The sequence below is a fragment of the Nonomuraea ferruginea genome, assembly GCF_039540635.1.
GTDB classification, from domain to species: Bacteria; Actinomycetota; Actinomycetes; order Streptosporangiales; family Streptosporangiaceae; genus Nonomuraea; species Nonomuraea ferruginea.
This window is the reverse complement of the sequence record NZ_BAABFD010000024.1, coordinates 112,173-131,538: the sequence shown is the minus strand read 5'-3', so window position 1 is coordinate 131,538 and position 19,366 is coordinate 112,173. Positions and strand designations below refer to the sequence as shown.

Here is a 19,366-nt window from a genome sequence, read left to right as displayed (position 1 = left end):
GGGTCCGCCACCGCGCGGGCCGGCGGGTGGCAGGCCAAGGCGCTGCTGGCCGAGGCCGGCGGGCAGCCGCGCCGGCTGCTGCGGGCCTGCCGGGCCGGGCTTGAGCTGATCGAGGAGCACCGGCTCACGTTCGGCTCGTCGGAGCTGCGCGCGCTCGTCACCGCCCAGGGCGCCGAACTGGTCGAGCTCGCGCTGCGCCACCTGCGCCGCGCCGGACGCAGCCGCGAACTGCTCGGCTGGACCGAGCGCTGGCGCGCCACCGCGATCGCCGTGCCGCCCGCGCCGCCGGCGGACGATCAGGAGCTGCTCGGCCGGCTCGCCGCGCTGCGCCGGGTCGACCAGCTGCTGGCCGCCGCGCGTTCCGGCGGCGCCGCCTCCGCCCCTCGCCTCGAACGCGAGCGCGCCGCGCTGGAGGCCCGGGTACGGGCCGGGACGCTGCGCCTGCGCGGCCCCGGCTGGCGAGAGGAACGCGGCTTCGACTGCCGCCGGGTGCTGGACGCGCTCGGCCCCGGCGGGCGGCTCGCCGAGCTGGTGCTCATCGACGGCACCCTGCACGTGCTGCTGTGCGGCGATGGGCGGGTGCGCTCCTACGCCGTCGGGCCGGCCGAGCGGGCGGTCGCCGAGACGGAGTTCGCCCGGTCCCGGCTGCGCCGCCTCGCCTACCAGCTCCGGCCCGACCCGGGGGAGCTGGCCGCGCTGGGACGGCGGCTGGAGGAGGCCGTGCTCGGGCCGGTCGCCCCCCTGCTGGCCGGCGGGCCGTGCGTGGTGGTGCCGCCCAGCGTGCTGCACGCCGCGCCGTGGGGGCTGCTCCCGTCGCTGCGGGAGACCGCCTTCAGCGTGGCGCCGTCCGCCGCCGCCTGGCTGCGCGCCCGCGCGTCGGCGCCGCCACCCGGCGGCGGCGTCGTCCTCGTCGGCGGGCCTGACGTGCCCAACGCCAAGGCCGAGATCCAGGCCATCGAGGAGCTGTACGAGGACCCGGGGCCCACCGTGCTGGAAGGAGGCACGGCCACGGCGCAGGCGGTGCTGGAAGCCATGGACGGCTGCCGGCTCGCGCACGTGGCCGCCCACGGCACCTTCCGCGCAGACAGCCCGATGTTCTCCTCGCTCCATCTCGACGACGGCCCGCTCACCGGCTACGACCTCGAACGCCTGCGCCGCGCCCCCTACCGGCTCGTCCTGTCCAGCTGCGACTCCGCCCAGATGGCCGCCGTGGGCGCCGACGAGCTGCTCGGCCTGGCCACCGCGCTGCTCCATCTCGGCACCGCGGGCATCGTCGCCAGCGTGGTGCCGGTCAACGACGAGAACGCGGTTCCGCTCATGGTCCGGCTGCACGCCGGGCTCAGCAGCGGACTGGGCCTGGCCGAGGCGCTGAGACGGGCGAGGGGCGACGACGTCTCGTTCATCGCCATCGGGGCCTGACGCCACGCTGCTGTACCTTGATCGGATGATGCTGATCATGTGACAATTCGCTACACAGCGATATCAGCCGGTTATTGAGGGGAGTCGCCGATGTTCCCGACCGAGCGGCCGTGAGGACCCCCGGCGAGCTTGACGAGGCCTTCGAACTCGGCCGCACGTGCGCGCTGGCGGCCGAGTGCGACAGAGACCTGCGGCGCTGTGCCCAGATGTACGGAGGCCTTTTCCCGGGGGCGGCGTTCGGCCCGGAAATCTACTCGGCTCTGACCCTGACGAGCGCGTTCGGGGCGCCGTGGGCCACGGCGGAGCGGCTCAAGGTGGTCAACCGCGCCGCGCTGTGGGTGCTCGCCCTGGACCGGCTCGTCGACCACACCGCCACCACCCGCGAGCAGGTGAACGAGCTGATCGGCGACTGCCTGGCGGTCGCCGACGGCGCCGCGCCCAGGGCGGCCGTCACCCGCTTCCTGGCCGACCTGCGCGACGAGCTGGCCACCGTCCAGGAGTTCGCCGACCTGCACTGGCTCTGGCGCGAGCAGCTCGGCAGGACCCTGGCGGGGATGGGCAAAGCGTGGGTGTGGCGCGACACCGCGGCCGAGGTCTCGCTCGACCTCTACATCGGCAACGCCGACAGCCGCGGTACCTGCTTCGTCGACCTGTCCCACCTCATCTACGCCGGCGACACGTGGGTCAGGGATCACCTGGAGGACCTGCGCCCGGCCAGCGAGCAGGTGCAGCGCTACCTCCACCTGCTCGGCGACCTAGCCTCGTACCGCAGGGACCTGAGCTGGGGCGGGCTCAACGTGCTGCTGCTCGGGGTGGCGAGGGCCGACGTGAACGAGGCCATGACCGGCCTCGCCCGCGACGCGGGCGAGCTGATCCACGGGGTACGGGAGCGCAGCCCGCGCACCGCCACCTACTTGTGGCGACAAATCGGCTTTAGTGCTGGTTATCACAATATTTCGGGCTATGACCATCAGAAGTGGTGAAGCGGTTCGATGACCTGACAACCAGGTTTACTCGGTGGAGAAATCCGCCCCACCTGAAGGTGCTCTAGGCGACAAAAGTTACATATTGATTTTTAAGAGGCATGGGTGCTTGAGTGGGGTTTACGGCATTGCTAGGGTGGCTCGATGCCAGGCAGATGGATCTCCCTGACTCGCCTTGACAAGCACCGTTGATCGGGCCGAGGCGTGCGGGCGCGGCACGGCCGCGGAGGGACGTACAGGCGGTGCTGGATGGACTTCGGGCGCTCTGATCACTGGCGGCTGCCCGTCCCGATCAAGATCTTGATCGCCGGCGGCTTCGGCGCGGGCAAGACCACCATGGTCGGCGCGGTGTCGGAGACCAGGACCGTGCGCACCGAGGAGATGCTCACCCACGCCGGCGTCACCGTCGACGACCTGACCGGGGTGGAGACCAAGCCCACCACCACCGTGGCCATGGACTTCGGCCGCATCACGATCCGCGGCGACTACACCCTCTACCTGTTCGGCACCCCCGGCCAGGAGCGGTTCTTCTTCGTCTGGGACGAACTGGCGCTGGGCGCGCTCGGCGCCGTCGTGCTGGCCGACACCCGCCGCCTGGCCGACTGCTTCCCGGCCATCGACTACTTCGAGAAGCGCGGCCAGCCCTTCGTGGTGGCGCTGAACTGCTTCGACGGCGCCCGCCCCTTCACCATCGGCGAGGTGCGCCAGGCGCTCGGCCTCGACCCCGGCGTGCCGATCGTGCGCTGCGACGCCCGCCGCCGCGAGTCCGGCAGGGACGTGCTCGTCACCCTCGTCGAGCACGCGATGCGCATGGGCGCCTCTCCCGTCGGGTCCATGTCGTGAACGCGACCGGCTACCTTTGACCGATGGAGGAGATCGATCGCCGGATCGTCGCGCTGCTGGCCCGCGACGGCCGGATGAGCTTTACCGACCTGGCCAGGGAGACCGGGCTCTCGGTCTCGGCGGTCCACCAGCGGGTGCGCCGCCTGGAGAAGCGCGGCGTGGTGCGCGGCTACGCCGCGATCGTCGACCATGACGCGATCGGGCTGCCGCTGACCGCGTTCATCTCGATCAAGCCGATCGACCCGGCCGCCCCCGACGACGCCCCCGACCGGCTGGCCCACCTGAGCGCGATCGAGGCGTGCCACAGCGTCGCGGGTGACGAGAGTTACATCCTCAAGGTCCGCGTGGGGTCCCCCGTGGCGCTGGAGGAGCTCCTGCAGCAGATCAGGGCCGCCGCCAACGTGTCCACCCGGACCACCGTGGTGCTGAGCACCCCGTACGAGCACCGCGCCCCCGACGTGACCCGGGGCGGCGAGAGCGCCGGGCCCGATCGACCGCCGGCCGCGTGAGATCATAGAGGCGCCGCCTCGACTGGAGCACCACATGATCGCCAAGAGCACCGCCGCGATGACCACCCGCGCCGAGACGCGCGAGGAGCTGAGCCGGGTCTCCTACGACCTGCTCGTCATCGGCGGCGGCATCCTGGGCACGTCCGTCACCTGGATGGCCGCCCAGGCGGGGCTGCGCGTCGCCATGGTCGACGCCGGCGACTTCGCCGGGGCCACCTCCAGCGCCTCGTCCAAACTCGTCCACGGCGGCCTGCGCTACCTCCAGACCGGCAACGTCAAGCTCGTCGCGGAGAACCACAGGGAGCGCCGGGCGCTGGCCGGCGACATCGCCCCCCACCTGGTCAAACCGCTCACGTTCGTGGTCCCGATCTACCGCGGCGGCCCCCACGGCGCGGCCAAGCTCGGCGCGGGCGTGTTCCTCTACTCCGCGCTGTCGGTGTTCGGCGACGGCGTCGGCAAGGTGATCACGCCGCAGCAGGCGCAGGCCAGGGTGCCCGCGCTCAAGATGGACGGCCTGCGCTCCGCCGCCGTCTACGGCGACCACCAGATGAACGACAGCCGGGTCGCGGTCATGACCGTGCGCGCCGCCGTCGACGCGGGCGCGACCGTGCTCAACCACGCCGAGGTCGTCGGGCTGCGCAAGACCGGCGCCACCGTCACCGGCGCCGAGCTGCGCGACCGGCTCGACGGCGGCGAGTTCGGCGTGTCGGCCCGGCTGGTGCTCAACGCGACCGGCCCGTGGATCGACCACCTGCGCCGCATGGAAGACCCCGGCGCCGAGCCCAGCATCCGCCTGTCCAAGGGCGCCCACCTGGTGCTGCGCCGCCACGAGCCCTGGAAGGCCGCGCTGACCATCCCGATCGACAAGTACCGCGTGTCGTTCGCCATCCCGTGGGAGGACCACCTCCTGCTCGGCACCACCGACGAGCCCTACGAGGGCGACCCGGCCGAGGTGCGCCCCACCGAGGCCGACATCACGCAGATCCTCGACGAGGCCGGCCACGCCGTGCTCGGCTCCCAGCTGGGCCGCGACGACATCACTTACTCCTTCGCCGGCCTGCGCGTGCTCCCCGGCGGCCCCGGCCAGGTGACCGCGGCCAAGCGCGAGACCGTGCTCACCCGCGGCACGGGCGGCATGCTGTCGGTCGCCGGCGGCAAGTGGACCACCTACCGCCACATCGGGCGGGTGGTCCTCGACACGCTCGCCCACCTGCCCGGCCACCCGCTCGGCGACGACCTGGCCGACGTCCTGCCGGCCGTGCCGCTGCCGGGGCTGGCGAGCCCCGACGCGGTGGCCATGCGGCTGTGGACCGAGCGCGACCCCGACGCCCGCATGGACCCCCTGGTGGCCCGCCACCTCGCCTCCCACTACGGCTCGATCGCCTTCGACCTGGCCCGGCTCATCCGCGACGACCCCGGCCTGGGCGAGCGCATCCACCCCGACGGCCCCGACATCTGGGCTCAGGCGGTCTACGCCCGCGACCACGAGTGGGCGGTCACGGTCGACGACGTGGTCCGCCGCCGCACCACGCTGACCGTCCGCGGCCTCGACACCCCGTCCGTACGCGAGCGCGTGGCCGCCATCCTGGCCCGCTGACCCGCCTTTCGGTCAAGTGTGGCCGAAGACGCGGTCCGGGCGAGTCCTTCGACCCGGACGGCGACGCTCCGGCGAGAGAGAGTGAGCGCAGCCGAACACGCAGCGAAGGTGACCGACATGGCCGTTCTCCTCGGTACGAAGCCCGCTCACGACGACCCGCTGGGCGAGACCTGCTTCGCCAGGGCGGCCGGCGCGCTGGACGCCCACCGGGCCGGAGCCGCGCACGCCTGCGCCTCCTGCGGCGCCGCCTGGCCGTGCGCGCCCGCGCTGGCCGCCGCCTTCATCCTCGAACTCCACTAGCGGCCGCTCACCCGCCGCGCAGGGTCGCCGTGGTGAGCCTGCGCAGCGCCTCCGCGTACGGCGGGTCGAACCAGTAACCGGCGTGCCAGCGGGTCTCCGGCAGCGGATCGCCCGGCTCCGGCCTGGCCGGGTCCCAGCAGAACAGGTCCACCGCCGACAGCGACTCGCGCGGCCCGAACGGGTCCACCCGCCCCAGGACGGGCCCGCCGATCGGGTCGCTCAGCCGGTAAAGGTTGAACCAGGGCACCGCGTCCCGTACCGCACCCAGCGCGGCGGGCCCGAAGTAGGCGGGGAAGAACGCCGCGTACAGCCGCCGCAGCGGCGAGCCGTGCGTGAGCAGCCGCACCCGCCCGCGCGCCGCCGGGTCGAGCTGCAGCACCACCGAGGCGGCGATCACGCTGCCCTGGCTGTGTCCGGAAAGCAGCACCAGATCGGCGTCATCCCTGGTCAGCCGGCGCACCCGGGAGATCAGCTCGGGCACCACCCGCTCGGTGTAGCAGGGCGGGGCGAGCGGGTGGGTGGCGCGCGGCCAGAACGTGGACACGTCCCACAGGATCCCGATCGTCCGGCGCAGCCCCGGATCGCTGTACGCGCGCCGGCCCAGCAGCACCAGCCCGACGAGGAACGCGGCCATCGCCCAGCTGCCGATCGTGGCGAACAGCCCGGCCAGCCCGTCCACCGGGCTCAGCAGCCGGAACTGGTAGAACACGGTCACCAGGGCGAACCCCGCCAGCCCGATCCCGGTCAGCAGCCCCAGCACCTGCCCGGCCCGGTCGGTCAGCCCGGCCAGCGCCCAGCAGCCGGCCACCTCCTCGCTGTGCCGCCCGTAGCGCGGCTCCAGCCCGGGAGTCAGCCGGGCCGCCTCGGACCTGCGCGCGTTCCACAGCACGAGCCCGACCACCACCAGGCCCGCGACCAGGACCGGCACCAGCGCGGCCGTCCACCACACCGGCTCGTCCAGGAACAGCCTGTGGCCCACCGGCCCGCCCACGCCCGGTGAGGCCGGCACGCCGAAGAACGAGGCCGTCCAGAACATCACGCCCAGGCCCAGCGCGTTCGCCACGGCCGCGGCCACCAGCAGCGCGAACCAGCTCGCCAGCCCGCCCAGCGCCCGCGGCCCCGTCCCCCGGTCGCGCCGGGCCAGCCACCAGGTGCCCGCCAGCGTGAACGCCACCAGCCCCAGCGTCAGCACGAACTGCACCGTCCCCGCCCCGACCCCCGGCAACTGGCGCGAGCCGGACGCGCCGGGCAGCCCGGCCGCCGCCGCGACCAGCGTCACGGCCAGCACCGCCGCGCCCGCCGCCTCCAGCGCCGCGCAGACCCGGCTCAGCACCGCCCCGCCGGGATCGTCGGCGCCCGGATCCACCCGCCGCGCCACCCCCGGCGCGACCACCGCCAGGACCGCGGCCACCAGCACCACGGCGTTCGCCACCGCCAGCACCAGCCCGAGGCCCGAGCGGGTGAACGGGGCCGCCACGGCCAGCCCGATCCACCCGAGGGCGAACGCCACGTGCACCGCCCGCAGCCGCCGCACCGGCTCGTCGCCGTGCCACAGCCGCGGCCGGGCCAGCAGCACGCCCGGCCGCTCGAACCCGTCGGGCGGCATGGCGGTCCGCTCGTCCCGCTGCCACGTCCGCCGCCCGACCACCCACAGCACCACCACCACGGCGAGCGGCACCAGCGCGGTCACGGCCAGCCGCCGCGAGTGCTCGGCGCCCCACAGCTCCGCCATCCACCGCACCCAGCCGGGCGCGGTCGCGTACGCGCACGCCCGCCCGGCGGCGGTGCACTGCCAGCCGATCAGGTCCACGCTGGCCCGCGTGACGGCCGCCACCAGCGTGCCCGTCAGCAGCAGCGCGAACAGCCGCTGAGCCGCCTCCAGGGCCCGCCGCACCGGCCGCCCGCCCTCCGGCCTGGGCAGCATGAAGTACGCCAGGTTGGCCAGCGCGAACGGCAGGAGCAGCAGCCACAGCGCGATGGTCCGGCCGCCGGAGGTGAGCCCGGCCCACGCGTACGCCTCGCGGTGACGCTCGCCCGGCACGTCCGCGTCCTCGGTCTCCGGCCGGCCCGCCGGCCACCAGCGCCGGTAGAACCCCGTGGTCCCGTCGCCCGCGACCAGCAGGGGATGCGGATGGTTGAGCATCTCCCCGGGCGGCGTGCCGGACACGCCGTGCACCCGCAACTCGGTCATGCCGTTCGTGCTGGTGTCCAGGAACCCGTCCATGACCGCAGCATGATGAGGGCACGCGTGACACGCCAGGGACAGGCCTACTCTGTCACGCCCACGACAGTGTCAAAGGTGGACGAAGCGGGCACGCAGCCGGGCTTCCGCGGCGCCGAAGCGGTCGAGGGCGTGACGTCAAGCCGTCACGCCCGTGGAGTCGAGCACCTCGTCCCGCACCGTGGCCAGCGCCAGGTCGAGCGCTCCCACCAGCACGGGGTTGCCCGCCACCTGCGACAGCCGCACCCGCGGGCGGGCGATGGTCAGCGCGTGCAGCTCCTCCTCGATCAGCCGCCGCAGCGGCTCCCCGCCCGCCAGCGGCACCGCGCCGGTCAGCACGATCAGCGCCGGATCCATCACCGAGGTGATCGCGGCCAGCCCCACCGCCAGCCGCCCCGCCACCTCCCGCAACGCCGCCTCACCCGAACCCGCGGGCACCGCCTCCACCCCGTCGGCCAGGCGGGTGTCCGGCGGGTTCGCCGCCGTGCTCTCTTGCGGTGGGCCCGCCGACGGGTCCTCGGCGGCTCGGGCCGCGTTCCTGACCGTCTCGCGCAGGTCCGCGCCCGGGATGCCGTGCCGGCGGAGGACCCGCAGCACCGCCGCGCCACCGGACAACGCCTGGAAGCCGTGGTCGGCGTACGGGCCGCTCTCGCGGGCCGTGGGCGCGCCCGGCGCGGGCATGTAGCCGACCTCGCCCGCACCGCCCGTCGCGCCACGGTGCAGCCGGCCGCCGAGGACGATCGCCGAGCCGATGCCCGCGTCGGCCCACAGCAGGACGAAGTCCGGTGTGCCCGCGGCCGCCCCGTGCGCCCGCTCCGCCAGGGCCACCAGGTTGACGTTGTTCTCCACCGACACCGGCACGCCCAGCCCTCTGGACAGCCGGTCCACCAGGTCGTCGACGTGCCAGCCGGGCATGTCCTCGGCGGTCGCGTACCCCAGCCGCCCCGTCGCCGGGTCGACCGCCGCCTGCACCCCGATCACCAGGTGGCGCGGCGGCGCGGGAGGCCGCGCCCCGGCCAGCGCGGCGCGCAGCCCGCCGATCAGGTCGCCGCCGGGCGGCTCCAGCACGTGCTCGCCGACCACCGCCCCCGTCAGGTCCGCCACCCGCGCCTCGATCCTGCCCGAGGTGACGTCCAGCGCGGCCGCGTACGCCGCCGACGCGTTGACCCGGTACACCTCGGCGGTACGGCCAGGCAGCCCCTCCCGCACCCCGTCCAGCACCACCAGCCCCGCCTCGCGCAGGCGGAGCAGCAACTGCGACGCCGTCGGCTTCGACAGCCCCGTCAGCGCGCCCAGCTCGGGACGGGTGAGCGGCCCGCGCTCCAGAAGCAGGCGCAGGGCCGCGCGATCGTTGATCGCGCGTAGCAGACTGGGAGTGCCCGGTACGGAACCGCTCACTGTCACCTCTTCACCCGGAGGTTAGGAAACTTTCCTAACCGAAGGTGACCGTAAAGAGCGCCGGGGCGTCCGGTCAAGAGGTGCGGCGAACCCGTGACCGTACCGCAGAGAGGGTCGCGCAGAATGAAGGGGCCGCACGGGAGAGGGGAGAGAGTAAAACGCGGGAGAGCGCCGCGACAGGCATGCTAATCTCGTCGTTTGTCGTAACAACAAGCAGAATGGCCCGGAGTGTCCCATTAACCACAATAATGGTCTGGCGGCAACCCGTCAATCGGAACTCGCCAGGGAGCAGGCGTACGTCACCCGCCTCTACGAGCGGCTGGACGAGCTGCGCGAGCGCACCCAGCACCAGTTGAAGGAGGTGCTGGCGTCCGGCGCCGTCGGAACGATGCAGAACCGGTCGGAGCGCGACACGTTCGCCGACATGTACGCCTCCCGGCTGGCCCGGCTGTGGGCGGTGGAGCGCGGCCTGGTCTTCGGCCGGCTCGACCACGTCGACGAGGGCCGGCTCTACATCGGCAAGCTCGGCCTGACCGACGACGAGCAGGAACGCCTGCTCATCGACTGGCGGGCCCCGGTCGCGCAGCCGTTCTACCGCGCGACCCCGGCCGCTCCCATGGGCCTCACCCGGCGGCGCCACCTGCAGACCCGGGGCCGCACGGTGGTCGCGGTCGACGACGACCTGCTCGACCTCGACGCGCTCACCGAGGACGACCGGGCCACGCTCAACGGCGAGGCCGCCCTGCTGGCGGCGCTGGACGAGCGGCGCACCGGCCGGATGCGCGACATCGTGGCCACCATCCAGGCCGAGCAGGACAAGGTGATCAGGTCCGACCTGAACGGGGTGCTCGTCGTCCAGGGCGGCCCCGGCACCGGCAAGACCGTCGTCGCGCTCCACCGCGCCGCCTACCTGCTCTACACGCACCGGGAGCGGCTGGAACGCCGTGGCGTGCTCATCCTCGGCCCCAACCTGACCTTCCTGCGCTACATCGAGCAGGTGCTGCCCTCGCTCGGCGAGACCGACGTGCTGCTGTCGGCGGTCGGCGAGCTCTATCCCGGGCTGACCGCGACCGCCAGGGACAAGCCCGAGGTGGCCGCGGTCAAGGGCGACCTGCGCATGGCCGAGGTGATCGCCAGGGCGGTGCGCGACCGCCAGCGCGTCCCGCGCAAGCCCGTCGAGCTGCGGCTCGGACGCTACACCCTGACCATGGACCGCAAGATGCTGGAGTCGGCCGCGAACAAGGCCGCCCGCTCCCGCCGCCCGCACAACCAGGCCCGCGCCGTGTTCGTCCGCTCCCTGCTCAACGCGCTGGCCCGGCAGGCCGCCAGACAGATCGGCAAGGGCCTGATCGACGACGACGAGCTGGCCGACCTGCGCGAGGAGCTGCGCACCGAGCCGGTCGTCAGGTCCGCGCTCAACCGGCTCTGGCCCTATCTCACGCCGCAGCGGCTGCTGCTCGGCCTGTACGGGTCGCCGGACCGGCTGGGTTACGCCGCCGCCGGCCTGACGCCCGAGGAACGGGCCCTGCTGCGGCGCGACGGGGCCCGGGGCGGCGAGTGGACCGAGTCCGACGTGCCGCTGCTGGACGAGGCCGCCGAGCTGCTCGGCGAGATCGACGAGCAGGTGCTGCGGGCCAGCGCGATGGCGGCGGAGGAGGAGCTGGCCGCGGCCCGCCAGGCCGAGGAGCACGAGCGCGAGGCCGAGCTCGCCTACGCCCGCGAGGTGCTGGAGCTGACCGGGCTGTCCGACGTCATGGAGGCCGAACGGCTGGCCGAGCGCCAGCGCGGCGAGGGCCCGCACCTCACCACCGCCGAACGCGCCGCCGCCGACCGCACCTGGGCCTACGGTCACGTCATCGTGGACGAGGCGCAGGAGCTGTCGCCGATGGCCTGGCGGGCCGTCATGCGGCGCATCCCGACCCGGTCCATGACGATCGTCGGCGACATCGCCCAGACCGGTTCGGCGGCCGGGGCGCGCTCCTGGGCCGAGGTGCTCGACCTGTACGTGGCCGGGCGGTGGCGCCAGGAGCGGCTGACCGTCAACTATCGCACGCCCGTCGAGCTCATGGAGGTCGCCGCCCGCGTGCTCGCCACCATCGACCCCGGTCTGGAGGCGCCGCGGTCGGTCCGCGAGATCGGGGCGAGCCCGTGGGCCGCGCCGCTGGCCGAGCTGCCCGCGATCGTCGCGGACGAGGTGGCGGGCGGCGGCAAGGTCGCGGTCGTGGCGCCCGACGAGCTGCTCGCCTCGCTGGGGGAGTCGGTGGAGGGCGCCGTGGTCGTCACCCCCGGCGCCGGGCGCTCCCGCGGCGCGGAGGCGCTCGACGCGCCCGTCGCCGTGCTCGGCGTGGCCGACGCCAAGGGGCTGGAGTTCGACTCGGTGATCGTGGCCGAGCCGGACCTGATCGCGGCCCAGTCGCCGCGCGGCACCAGCGATCTGTACGTGGCGCTCACCCGTGCCACGCAGCGGCTGGGCGTGGTCCACGATCGCCCGCTCTCAGATGCTTTGCGCGGCTTGGCGAGGCGGCCCGATGGAGACTCCGGCAGTGCCGATGGGGTGCCTGCCGTGCCGGGTAATGGCCGCCCACCTGGGAAAACTTGATGTTTCTGCTGATCGGGACACGGTTGACATCTGAGGCTGAGTCGGTAGTTTGCTGCCCAGTCCAGCACGGGACTTGGCCGGTTGGCCGTCTCTGACATCGCCGGATCCTGCGTCCGTGACGGAGCGTGGCTTCGTCCACACAGCCAGGTGCAGGGCCGTCGGTCCGTCGAGTCGGGGCACCCCAACCGGGCGGGGGGTTGGACCCGGGACGGGCCCGGGAGCCCAGTAGACAACGGAATTCCGCGCTCGCCGCCGACGAGACGGGTCCGGTCCGAAGGGTTTCCGGGCCCTCTTCCCGTTCCCGTGCGCCGGGCTCGTCAGTGCGCCGGGTGGTCCCGTTCCTCGCGGGATCACCCTGTCGCCGCGTCCGGCATGACCGGAGAGCGCCTCCGGGGCGGTAGCGTTTTCGCATAGCAAGGCGTGCGGATCGCGAGGAGACCCCGCAGTGGTGCAGGAGAAGACGGGCCGACCGGCCACCCCCGGAGACGGGAGCGGCCCCCCCACGCCCTCATCCGCCGCCCCGGCCGTTGAAAGTTTCACCGGCTCTGCCGCCCCCACGGACGGCGAACGACCGCCTCCGGCCGAGCGTGCGGGCTCTCGTCCCAGTGGTGATGGGCCGTCGGAAGGGCGGAAGCGGAAGCGGCGGGGACGGACGGTGGGGGAGTCGCGGCGGGTGCTGGCCGCCCGGCTGGCCGCCGCCGTGGCCGGTGGGGTGCTGCTCTATCTGGCGTTCCCGCCGCTCGGGTGGTGGCTGTGCGCGCCGCCCGGGCTGGCGCTGATCGTCGCTTCCCTGTACGGGGCGTGGCCCAGGAGGGCGGCGTGGATCGGCTACGTCGCCGCGGCCGTGTTCCTGACGCCCGCGCTGGCCTGGGTCAGCACGATCGGCGTCGACGTGTGGATCATGCTGGTGGCGGTCGAGAGCCTGTTCTACGCGGCCATGGCCGCCGCCGCGGCGCTGGTTCTCCGGCTGCGGCTGTGGCCGGTGTGGTTCGCGGCGCTCTGGGTGGCGATGGAGTGGGCGCGCGGGCTCGTCCCGATCGGCGGGTTCCCGTGGGCGCGGGTGGCCTTCAGCCAGGGCGAGTCGCTGTTCACCCCGTACGCAGCGCTGGGCGGCGCTCCGCTGGTCTCGTTCGCCGTCGTGGTGTGCGGCGCCCTGATCGCCCACGCGGTGCTCGTACGGCCGCGTACGGGCCTGCTGCGCGGGGTGCCGGTCGCGCTGGCCGTGGCCGTCCCCGTCGTCGCCCTGGCCGTGCCCAGGCCGCCGGACGAGGGCCGCACGGTCAACGTCGGCATCGTCCAGGGCAGCGTGCCGGGCCGCGGCATGCACATCTTCGGCGACGAGCCCGCCGTCGTGCTGAGGAACCACGCCGAGGAGACCAAGCGGCTGGCCGGGCGGGTCCGCGCCGGCGAGCTGCCCGCGCCCGACCTGGTGGTGCTGCCGGAGAACTCCACCGACATCGACCCCTACACCGACGCGTTCGCCTACAGCACCATCCACGACTCGGTGCGCGACATCGGCGTGCCCACCCTGGTCGGCGCGGTCGTGGCGATCGGCGACGAGCATCGCGCGACCCGCAGCCTGGTGTGGGATCCCGCCACCGGTCCCGGCGACTACTACGACAAGCAGAACCTGGTGCCGTTCGGCGAGTACACCCCGTTCAAGGAGCTCGTGCTCGCCCTGTACGAGCGCGCCAACCTGGTCGGCAGGCAGTCCGTCCCCGGCACCGGACCCGGCGACCTGAAGATGGGCCCGGTCACCGTCGGCGCCGTCAACTGCTACGAGGTGGCCTACGACGGCACCGTGCGGGCCACCGTGCGGGCCGGCGGCACGCCGCTGGTGGTGCAGACCAACAACGCCTCCTACGCCCTGTCCAATCTGCCCGCCCAGCAGCTGGCGATGTCCCAGCTGCGGGCGGTCGAGCACAACAGGGCGGTCGTGACGGCGGCCACGACAGGCATCTCCGCGTTCGTCACGCCGGACGGTAAGGTCTCGTGGCAAACCAGGGAGCTGGTCGCCGACAGCACCGTTGTAACCGTGCCGATACGCACCGAACAGACGATCGCCACGAGGGTCGGCGCGGCTCCCGAGTGGGCATTGATGATGTTGGGAGCGGCGGCCACCGTCGTCGCCGCCCGGCGCGGGCGCCGGGCCGACCGGATGATGGGGGACGACTGACGATGGAGACGCTCGGCCGGGTGCTGGTCATCGTCCCGACCTACAACGAGCGCGAGAACCTGCCGTCGATCACCGAGCGGCTGCGGGCCGCGCTGCCCGAGGCCCACCTGCTGGTGGCCGACGACAACAGTCCCGACGGCACCGGCAAGATCGCCGACGAGCTCGCCTCGGAGGACGACCACGTGCACGTCCTGCACCGGCCGGCCAAGCAGGGGCTCGGCGCCGCCTACATCGCGGGGTTCCGGTGGGGGCTGGGCGAGGGCTACGACGTGCTGGTGGAGATGGACGCCGACGGCTCGCACCAGCCGGAGGAGCTGCACAAGCTGCTGACGTCGCTGTCCGAAGGGGCCGACCTGGCGATCGGGTCGCGCTACGTGCCGGGCGGCAAGGTGAGGAACTGGCCGGCCACGCGTGAGCTCCTGTCCCGGGGCGCCAACCTCTACACGCGGATCATGCTCGGCCTGCCCGTCCGCGACGCCACCGCGGGGTTCCGCGCCTACCGGGCGGCCGTCCTGGAGAAGGTCGGGCTGGCCGACGTGGAGTCGCAGGGCTACTGCTTCCAGGTCGACCTGACCCTGCGCACCTGCCGCCACGGGCTGCGGGTCGCGGAGGTGCCGATCACGTTCGTCGAGCGGACGGTCGGCACCAGCAAGATGAGCGGCCGGGTGATGGCCGAGGCGTTCTGGCGGATCTTCCAGTGGGGGCTCGTCGGGCTGCCCGCGCGGCTGCGCGGCCGGCGCTCCTGACCGCAGGAACGCGAGGACGGTTCCGGGCGTTGTTCTACCTGGACGTGTCCTTGATGTGCACAGAACGAGGCGACGATGCGGCTTCTGCTTTTCCTGGCCTTCCTGGCGATCCCCATCCTGGAGGTGTGGCTGCTGATCCAGGTCGGGTCGATGATCGGCGGCTGGCCGACCGTGGGCCTGCTGGCGGCGGCGGCGCTGCTCGGCTCATGGCTGGTGCGGCGTGAGGGACGCCGCGCCTGGCACAGGCTGCAGGAGTCGATGCGCACCGGCGTGATGCCCGAGCGCGAGCTGGCCGACGGGGCGCTCGTGCTGGTGGGCGGCGTGCTCCTGGTGATGCCGGGATTCCTCAGCGACGTGGTCGGCCTCGCGTGCGTCCTGCCGTTCACCCGGCCGGGGATGCGGCGGCTCGGCGGGTGGTTCTTCGACCGGCGGGTCAAGCGGATGGCGGCGGCTTCCCCGTACGCGAACATGTTCCCGCCCCAGTCCGCGGGGCCGGTGCGCGCGGACGTCCCGCAGGCCGGTCCCCACGGCGGCGCGCCGCGCGGGAAGGTCGTGCACGGCGAGGTCATCCGCGAGGACCGCGACTAGCGACGCCGCCGGTCACGCGCGCAGCAGAAAACCCCCGGGCCGCCGGCCCGGGGGTTCACCGTGAGAGTGATGTCAGGCGCTCTTGCGGCGCTGGGCCCTCAGGACCGCCAGCCGCTCGTTGAGCACCTCTTCCAGATCTTCGATGGACCGCCGCTCGAGGAGCATGTCCCAGTGAGTCCGCGGCGGCTTGGTCTTCTTCGACTCCGGCTGCTCGCCGTCGACCCGCACCGCGGTCGCGCCGCACATGCGGCACTCCCAGGTCGCGGGAATCTCAGCCTCGGCGGCAAGCGGAACCTCGAAGCGATGCCCCTTGGGGCAGGTGTAAGACACCTCCTGGCGCGGGGCCAGATCCGTGTTACGGTCGTTCTCGTAGCTGGTTGCCCCGAGCCGGGTGCCACGAAGCGCGCGCTCGCCCATGTTTGAATGCCTCCTACAGGGCCCCCATGCGTGGGGGGTCTGTCTCCCACGGTGTGTAACGCTTGGTACCGTGATGGGATTCCCACCCGCGGGGAGATCCAATCGCTATACCGCCGAGGAGTTCGGGGCCGCGCCCGCTCGTCAGAGGTTCCTCGGCACCTCGTTGCCCGCCGCGCGGATCGCCTTCGGCAGGTTGACCAGCGCCAGCAGCACGAACCCGAGCACGAAGAAGACGACCATCGACATGATGGCGATGCGGTAGCTGTTGGTGAGCTGCAGCGCGATCGTCACCGTCAGCGCGCCGATGAACGCCGAGCCCTTGTCGCTGATCTGCAGCAGGCTGAAGTACTCGGCTTCCCGGCCCTTCGGGATCACCTGGGAGAAGAGCGAGCGCGACAGCGCCTGGGTGCCGCCGAGCACGATCGCGATGGCGAAGGCCATGAGGTAGAACTGCACCGCCTGCCCCTCGCGGACGAACAGCGCCATCATCACGATCACCGTCCACACCACGATGCTGGCCAGCACCGTGCGCTTGGTGCCGAACCGCTCCGCCAGCCTGCCCAGCAGCAGCGCCCCGAAGAACGCCACGAACTGCACCATCAGGATCGCGGTGATCTGCACCGTGCGGTCCAGCTTGAGCGCCTCGGAGGCGAAGGCCGCGCTGTTGCCGATCACCGTCTGGATGCCGTCGTTGTAGACCAGGTAGGCCACCAGGAACAGCAGCGTCAGCGGGTAGCGGCGCAGCTCCTTCAGCGTCCGCCAGAGCTGGCGGAAGCTGCCGCCCACCGACGCGAGCGCGGTGTGCTCGTGCGCCGGCGCCGGCCGGTTGCGCAGCCGCAGCAGCGGCACGATCGTGAAGGTCGCCCACCACAGCCCGGCCGACATCATCGCGATGCGCACCGACTCGCCCTGGGTCAGCCCCAGGCTCTCGTGGCTCAGGAAGAGCACCAGGTTGAGCGCCAGCAGCAGCCCGCCGCCGAGATAGCCGATCGCCCAGCCTCGCGAGGACACGCGGTCGCGCTCGTCGGGGGTGGAGATCTGCGGCAGCCACGAGTCGTAGACGACGACCGAGGCCCCGTAGGCGACGTTCGCGATGACGAACAGCCAGCCGCCGAGCATGTAGCGGTCGCCCTCGACGAAGAACAGCCCCATCGCGGCGAGCGCGCCGATGTAGGCGAAGACGCCGAGCATCTCCCGCTTGCGGCCGGTGTGGTCGGCCAGCGCGCCCACCATCGGCAGGACCACGATCTGCAGCAGCACCGCCACGGTCGTGATCAGGCCGAAGAACGCGACCGGCCGGATGTCCATGCCGAGCACGTCCACGTAGCCCAGGCGCGGGTTCTGCGCGGTGAGCCGGTCGAAGCCGGCCGCGCAGGCGGCGGCGTCGACCTGGGCGAAGTCCTTGGCGCACGAGGCGGTCTTGGCGACCTCGATGATGTACGGGCCGAGGAAGACGGAGATGATCGTGGTGTAGAAGGCGGAGTTGGCCCAGTCGTAGACGTACCAGCCGCGCTGTTCGCGCCGGCGTACGGCGGGTGACTCGGAGGCGGGGTCGGAGGCCGCGGGGGGTGCGGGTACGGACATGGTGTGGAGTCGCTCCTAGGCGGCCATGCGGCCGGGATGCCACTGGCCGCGCCGCTCCAGGACGTCGCGCAGCCCGGTGATGTTGTCGGTCATGATGCCGTCGACGCCCAGATCGAGCAGGCGCTCCATCCGGGGGGTGTCGTTGATGGTCCAGACGTGCACCTGCATGCCGAGCGCGTGGGCCGTCCGCACCAGGTGGCGGGTGGCGACCCGCAGCCCGCGGAAGCCGACCGGCACCTGCGCGCACGGGATCGCCGCGCGTTTCAGCCTGGCCAGCAGGCGGCCGTAGCCGGAGGTGGCGGCGGCGGCCCGGAGCGCGGCCACGCCGCGCGGCCCGAGCGCCGAGCACACCTCCCGCCCGAGCGCCGCCCTGGCCAGCACCAGCCGCTCGTCGGAGAACGAGGTGAGGCAGATCCGGTCGTAGGAGTTCGTCCGGCGGATCGCCTCGGCCAGCGGCGCGATCGCCCCCGGCTCCTTCACGTCGATGTTGAACCGGATCTCCGGCCAGGTGCCCAGCAGGTCCTCAAGCAGCGGGATCTCGTGGACGCCGCCGATGCGGGCCCGCTTGACCTCCTGGTAGGGCAGCTCCGAGACGCGGCCCCGCCGGTCGGTCACCCGGTCCAGCGTGTGGTCGTGGAAGGCGAGCAGCACGCCGTCGGAGGTGGCGTGCGCGTCGGTCTCCAGATGGGTGTAGCCGAGCCGCACGGCCCGATCGAACGCCTCGAAGGAGTTCTCCGCCCCCTCCAGCGCCCCGCCCCGGTGGGCGAAGGCCAGCGGGCCCGGATGGTCGAGAAAGGCGAATCGGCGGCTGAGCACGGTCTGAAGTATGCCTTCCACGGGTGAACAAAAAGATTACGAATCGGGTAGATTCTGCCACTCCTGGCGGCGGGCCTCGGCCAGCGCGATGGCGGCCGCCACCGCCACGTTGACCGAGCCGACCCGACCCACCTGCGGGATGTAGCAGACGCCGTCGGCGGCGTCCAGCAGCGCGGGGGAGCAGCCGTGGTCCTCGCTGCCGACGACCAGGCACACGTCGCGGCCCAGCGCGGCCCGGTGGAGCGGCACCGCCTCGGCGGTCAGCTCGACCGCCATCACGGTGAAGCCGTCCTCCCTGGCCGCCTTGACGGCCTCCAGCGCGGGCACCGGGTCGTGCCACTTCACCAGCCGGTCGGTGCCGAGCGCGGTCTTGCCCGCCTTCGGGTTGGTGGGCGGGGTGGCGTTGCCGGCCAGCCAGATCTGCTCCACGCCGAACGCCGCGGCGGTACGGAAGATCGACCCGACGTTGAACGGGCCGGTGACCGACTCCAGGATCAGCGCCAGGCGGTTGGCGGTGTTCCTGCGCCAGGTGCGGTTGAGCCGTTTGACGTCGGTGGGGCGCAGCTGCCTTCTCATCTTTCGACCTTCAGTACGCGGTAGGAGGCCCTGGAGGCCTCGCGGGAGGCCCGCCAGCCCTGCTCGCCGAGCCAGCGCTGCAGGGAGTCGGAGCCGAGGTGTTTCTGGACGACCAGGTGGGCGGCGCCGCCGGGGGCCAGCCGCGTCAGCCACCTGGTGAGCATGTCGTGCAGGGCCGCCTTGCCGATGCGGATCGCGGGGTTGGACCAGATCGCCTGGAACGTCACGTCGTCGGGGACGTCGTCGACATGCATCGACCTTACTTTGTCAAGGCCCGCGGCCCGGGCGTTGCGCGCCGTCAGCTCGACGGCCCGCCGGTTCACGTCGACGGCCCACACGGTCGCCTCGGGCGCCCGGGAGGCCATCGTCAGCGCGATCGGGCCGTAGCCGCAGCCGAGGTCGAGCAGGTCGCCGTGCGGGGGCGGCGGCGGGACGGTCTCCAGCAGGATCTTCGTGCCGAGATCGACCCGCTCGGGCGAGAACACGCCGCTGTCGGTCTCCAGCCGCAGATGGAGGTCGGGCAGGACGAGGTCGGCCTGACCCGGCCTGCTCTCGGCCCCCGGCCGTTCGGAGAAGTAGTGCCCCACAGCGGAG

Annotated in this window: 17 protein-coding genes; 10 read left to right on the top strand and 7 right to left on the bottom strand. The window is 73.0% G+C overall.

Going from position 1 to position 19,366, the window contains the following annotated elements; translation table 11 throughout:
• From ABD999_RS36745 to ABD999_RS36720, 6 genes are all read left to right on the top strand, one after another.
• The coding region (locus ABD999_RS36745) for a CHAT domain-containing protein (RefSeq protein WP_345483127.1) at nucleotides 1-1,419 on the top strand (1,419 nt) is incomplete at its 5' end.
• Between the two features lie 110 nt (nucleotides 1,420-1,529).
• Nucleotides 1,530-2,402, top strand: a complete 873-nt coding sequence (locus ABD999_RS36740) for a terpene synthase family protein (RefSeq protein WP_271277712.1) — start codon at nucleotides 1,530-1,532, stop codon at nucleotides 2,400-2,402.
• Between the two features lie 249 nt (nucleotides 2,403-2,651).
• Nucleotides 2,652-3,245, top strand: coding sequence for a GTP-binding protein (locus ABD999_RS36735; RefSeq protein WP_148031441.1), 594 nt, complete (start codon nucleotides 2,652-2,654; stop codon nucleotides 3,243-3,245).
• A gap of 23 nt (nucleotides 3,246-3,268) precedes the next feature.
• Nucleotides 3,269-3,754: an Lrp/AsnC family transcriptional regulator gene (locus tag ABD999_RS36730; protein ID WP_148031442.1), complete on the top strand. Its 486-nt coding sequence runs from the start codon at nucleotides 3,269-3,271 to the stop codon at nucleotides 3,752-3,754.
• Between the two features lie 34 nt (nucleotides 3,755-3,788).
• The gene (locus ABD999_RS36725) at nucleotides 3,789-5,351 is read left to right on the top strand and encodes a glycerol-3-phosphate dehydrogenase/oxidase (RefSeq protein ID WP_271277713.1); all 1,563 of its coding nucleotides are present in this window, start codon (nucleotides 3,789-3,791) and stop codon (nucleotides 5,349-5,351) included.
• Between the two features lie 117 nt (nucleotides 5,352-5,468).
• Nucleotides 5,469-5,651: a hypothetical protein gene (locus tag ABD999_RS36720; RefSeq protein ID WP_148031444.1), complete on the top strand. Its 183-nt coding sequence runs from the start codon at nucleotides 5,469-5,471 to the stop codon at nucleotides 5,649-5,651.
• Between the two features lie 7 nt (nucleotides 5,652-5,658).
• On the opposite strand, the gene ABD999_RS36715 is transcribed toward ABD999_RS36720, so the two are convergent.
• Together ABD999_RS36715 and ABD999_RS36710 are read right to left on the bottom strand one after the other, a co-directional pair.
• Nucleotides 5,659-7,875 (bottom strand): hypothetical protein, encoded by a 2,217-nt coding sequence (locus ABD999_RS36715; protein ID WP_271277714.1) that lies wholly within the window; start codon nucleotides 7,873-7,875, stop codon nucleotides 5,659-5,661.
• A 135-nt stretch (nucleotides 7,876-8,010) separates the two neighbouring features.
• Nucleotides 8,011-9,270 carry an ROK family transcriptional regulator gene (locus ABD999_RS36710; protein ID WP_271277715.1) on the bottom strand — a complete coding sequence of 420 codons (1,260 nt, stop codon included), beginning with the start codon at nucleotides 9,268-9,270 and terminating at the stop codon, nucleotides 8,011-8,013.
• Nucleotides 9,271-9,631: 361 nt separating this feature from the next.
• On the opposite strand from ABD999_RS36710, the gene ABD999_RS36705 reads away from it, so the two are divergent.
• From ABD999_RS36705 to ABD999_RS36690, 4 genes are all read left to right on the top strand, one after another.
• Nucleotides 9,632-11,869, top strand: a complete 2,238-nt coding sequence (locus ABD999_RS36705) for a HelD family protein (protein ID WP_271277736.1) — start codon at nucleotides 9,632-9,634, stop codon at nucleotides 11,867-11,869.
• 655 nt (nucleotides 11,870-12,524) lie between these two features.
• Complete coding sequence (lnt, locus tag ABD999_RS36700) at nucleotides 12,525-14,045, top strand: apolipoprotein N-acyltransferase (protein WP_271277716.1); 1,521 nt, start codon at nucleotides 12,525-12,527, stop codon at nucleotides 14,043-14,045.
• Between the two features lie 2 nt (nucleotides 14,046-14,047).
• Complete coding sequence (locus tag ABD999_RS36695; protein WP_219545704.1) at nucleotides 14,048-14,791, top strand: polyprenol monophosphomannose synthase; 744 nt, start codon at nucleotides 14,048-14,050, stop codon at nucleotides 14,789-14,791.
• 75 nt (nucleotides 14,792-14,866) lie between these two features.
• The gene (locus ABD999_RS36690; RefSeq protein WP_271277717.1) at nucleotides 14,867-15,379 is read left to right on the top strand and encodes an FxsA family protein; all 513 of its coding nucleotides are present in this window, start codon (nucleotides 14,867-14,869) and stop codon (nucleotides 15,377-15,379) included.
• A 72-nt stretch (nucleotides 15,380-15,451) separates the two neighbouring features.
• Here ABD999_RS36690 and ABD999_RS36685 read toward each other — a convergent pair whose 3' ends face one another.
• From ABD999_RS36685 to ABD999_RS36665, 5 genes are all read right to left on the bottom strand, one after another.
• Complete coding sequence (locus ABD999_RS36685; protein ID WP_043625492.1) at nucleotides 15,452-15,796, bottom strand: RNA polymerase-binding protein RbpA; 345 nt, start codon at nucleotides 15,794-15,796, stop codon at nucleotides 15,452-15,454.
• Between the two features lie 141 nt (nucleotides 15,797-15,937).
• Entirely contained in the window at nucleotides 15,938-17,380 is a 1,443-nt protein-coding gene (locus tag ABD999_RS36680; protein WP_271277718.1) for an MFS transporter, read from the bottom strand.
• 15 nt (nucleotides 17,381-17,395) lie between these two features.
• The gene (locus tag ABD999_RS36675; RefSeq protein WP_148031451.1) at nucleotides 17,396-18,196 is read right to left on the bottom strand and encodes a glycerophosphodiester phosphodiesterase family protein; all 801 of its coding nucleotides are present in this window, start codon (nucleotides 18,194-18,196) and stop codon (nucleotides 17,396-17,398) included.
• A gap of 36 nt (nucleotides 18,197-18,232) precedes the next feature.
• Nucleotides 18,233-18,772, bottom strand: a complete 540-nt coding sequence (locus ABD999_RS36670; protein WP_148031452.1) for a TrmH family RNA methyltransferase — start codon at nucleotides 18,770-18,772, stop codon at nucleotides 18,233-18,235.
• Nucleotides 18,769-19,359, bottom strand: coding sequence for a class I SAM-dependent methyltransferase (locus tag ABD999_RS36665; protein WP_271277719.1), 591 nt, complete (start codon nucleotides 19,357-19,359; stop codon nucleotides 18,769-18,771). Before ABD999_RS36665 ends, ABD999_RS36670 begins: the two co-directional genes overlap by 4 nt.
• Nucleotides 19,360-19,366: the final 7 nt, after the last annotated feature.

Bases quoted from the DNA above. Each gene is read 5' to 3' on its own strand.
- ABD999_RS36735 (WP_148031441.1), top strand. From the start codon at position 2,652: ATGGACTTCGGGCGCTCTGATCACTGGCGGCTGCCCGTCCCGATCAAG.
- ABD999_RS36730 (WP_148031442.1), top strand. From the start codon at position 3,269: ATGGAGGAGATCGATCGCCGGATCGTCGCGCTGCTGGCCCGCGACGGC.
- ABD999_RS36725 (WP_271277713.1), top strand. From the start codon at position 3,789: ATGATCGCCAAGAGCACCGCCGCGATGACCACCCGCGCCGAGACGCGC.
- ABD999_RS36720 (WP_148031444.1), top strand. From the start codon at position 5,469: ATGGCCGTTCTCCTCGGTACGAAGCCCGCTCACGACGACCCGCTGGGC.
- ABD999_RS36715 (WP_271277714.1), bottom strand. From the start codon at position 7,875: ATGGACGGGTTCCTGGACACCAGCACGAACGGCATGACCGAGTTGCGG.
- ABD999_RS36695 (WP_219545704.1), top strand. From the start codon at position 14,048: ATGGAGACGCTCGGCCGGGTGCTGGTCATCGTCCCGACCTACAACGAG.
- ABD999_RS36690 (WP_271277717.1), top strand. From the start codon at position 14,867: ATGCGGCTTCTGCTTTTCCTGGCCTTCCTGGCGATCCCCATCCTGGAG.
- ABD999_RS36685 (WP_043625492.1), bottom strand. From the start codon at position 15,796: ATGGGCGAGCGCGCGCTTCGTGGCACCCGGCTCGGGGCAACCAGCTAC.
- ABD999_RS36680 (WP_271277718.1), bottom strand. From the start codon at position 17,380: ATGTCCGTACCCGCACCCCCCGCGGCCTCCGACCCCGCCTCCGAGTCA.
- ABD999_RS36670 (WP_148031452.1), bottom strand. From the start codon at position 18,772: ATGAGAAGGCAGCTGCGCCCCACCGACGTCAAACGGCTCAACCGCACC.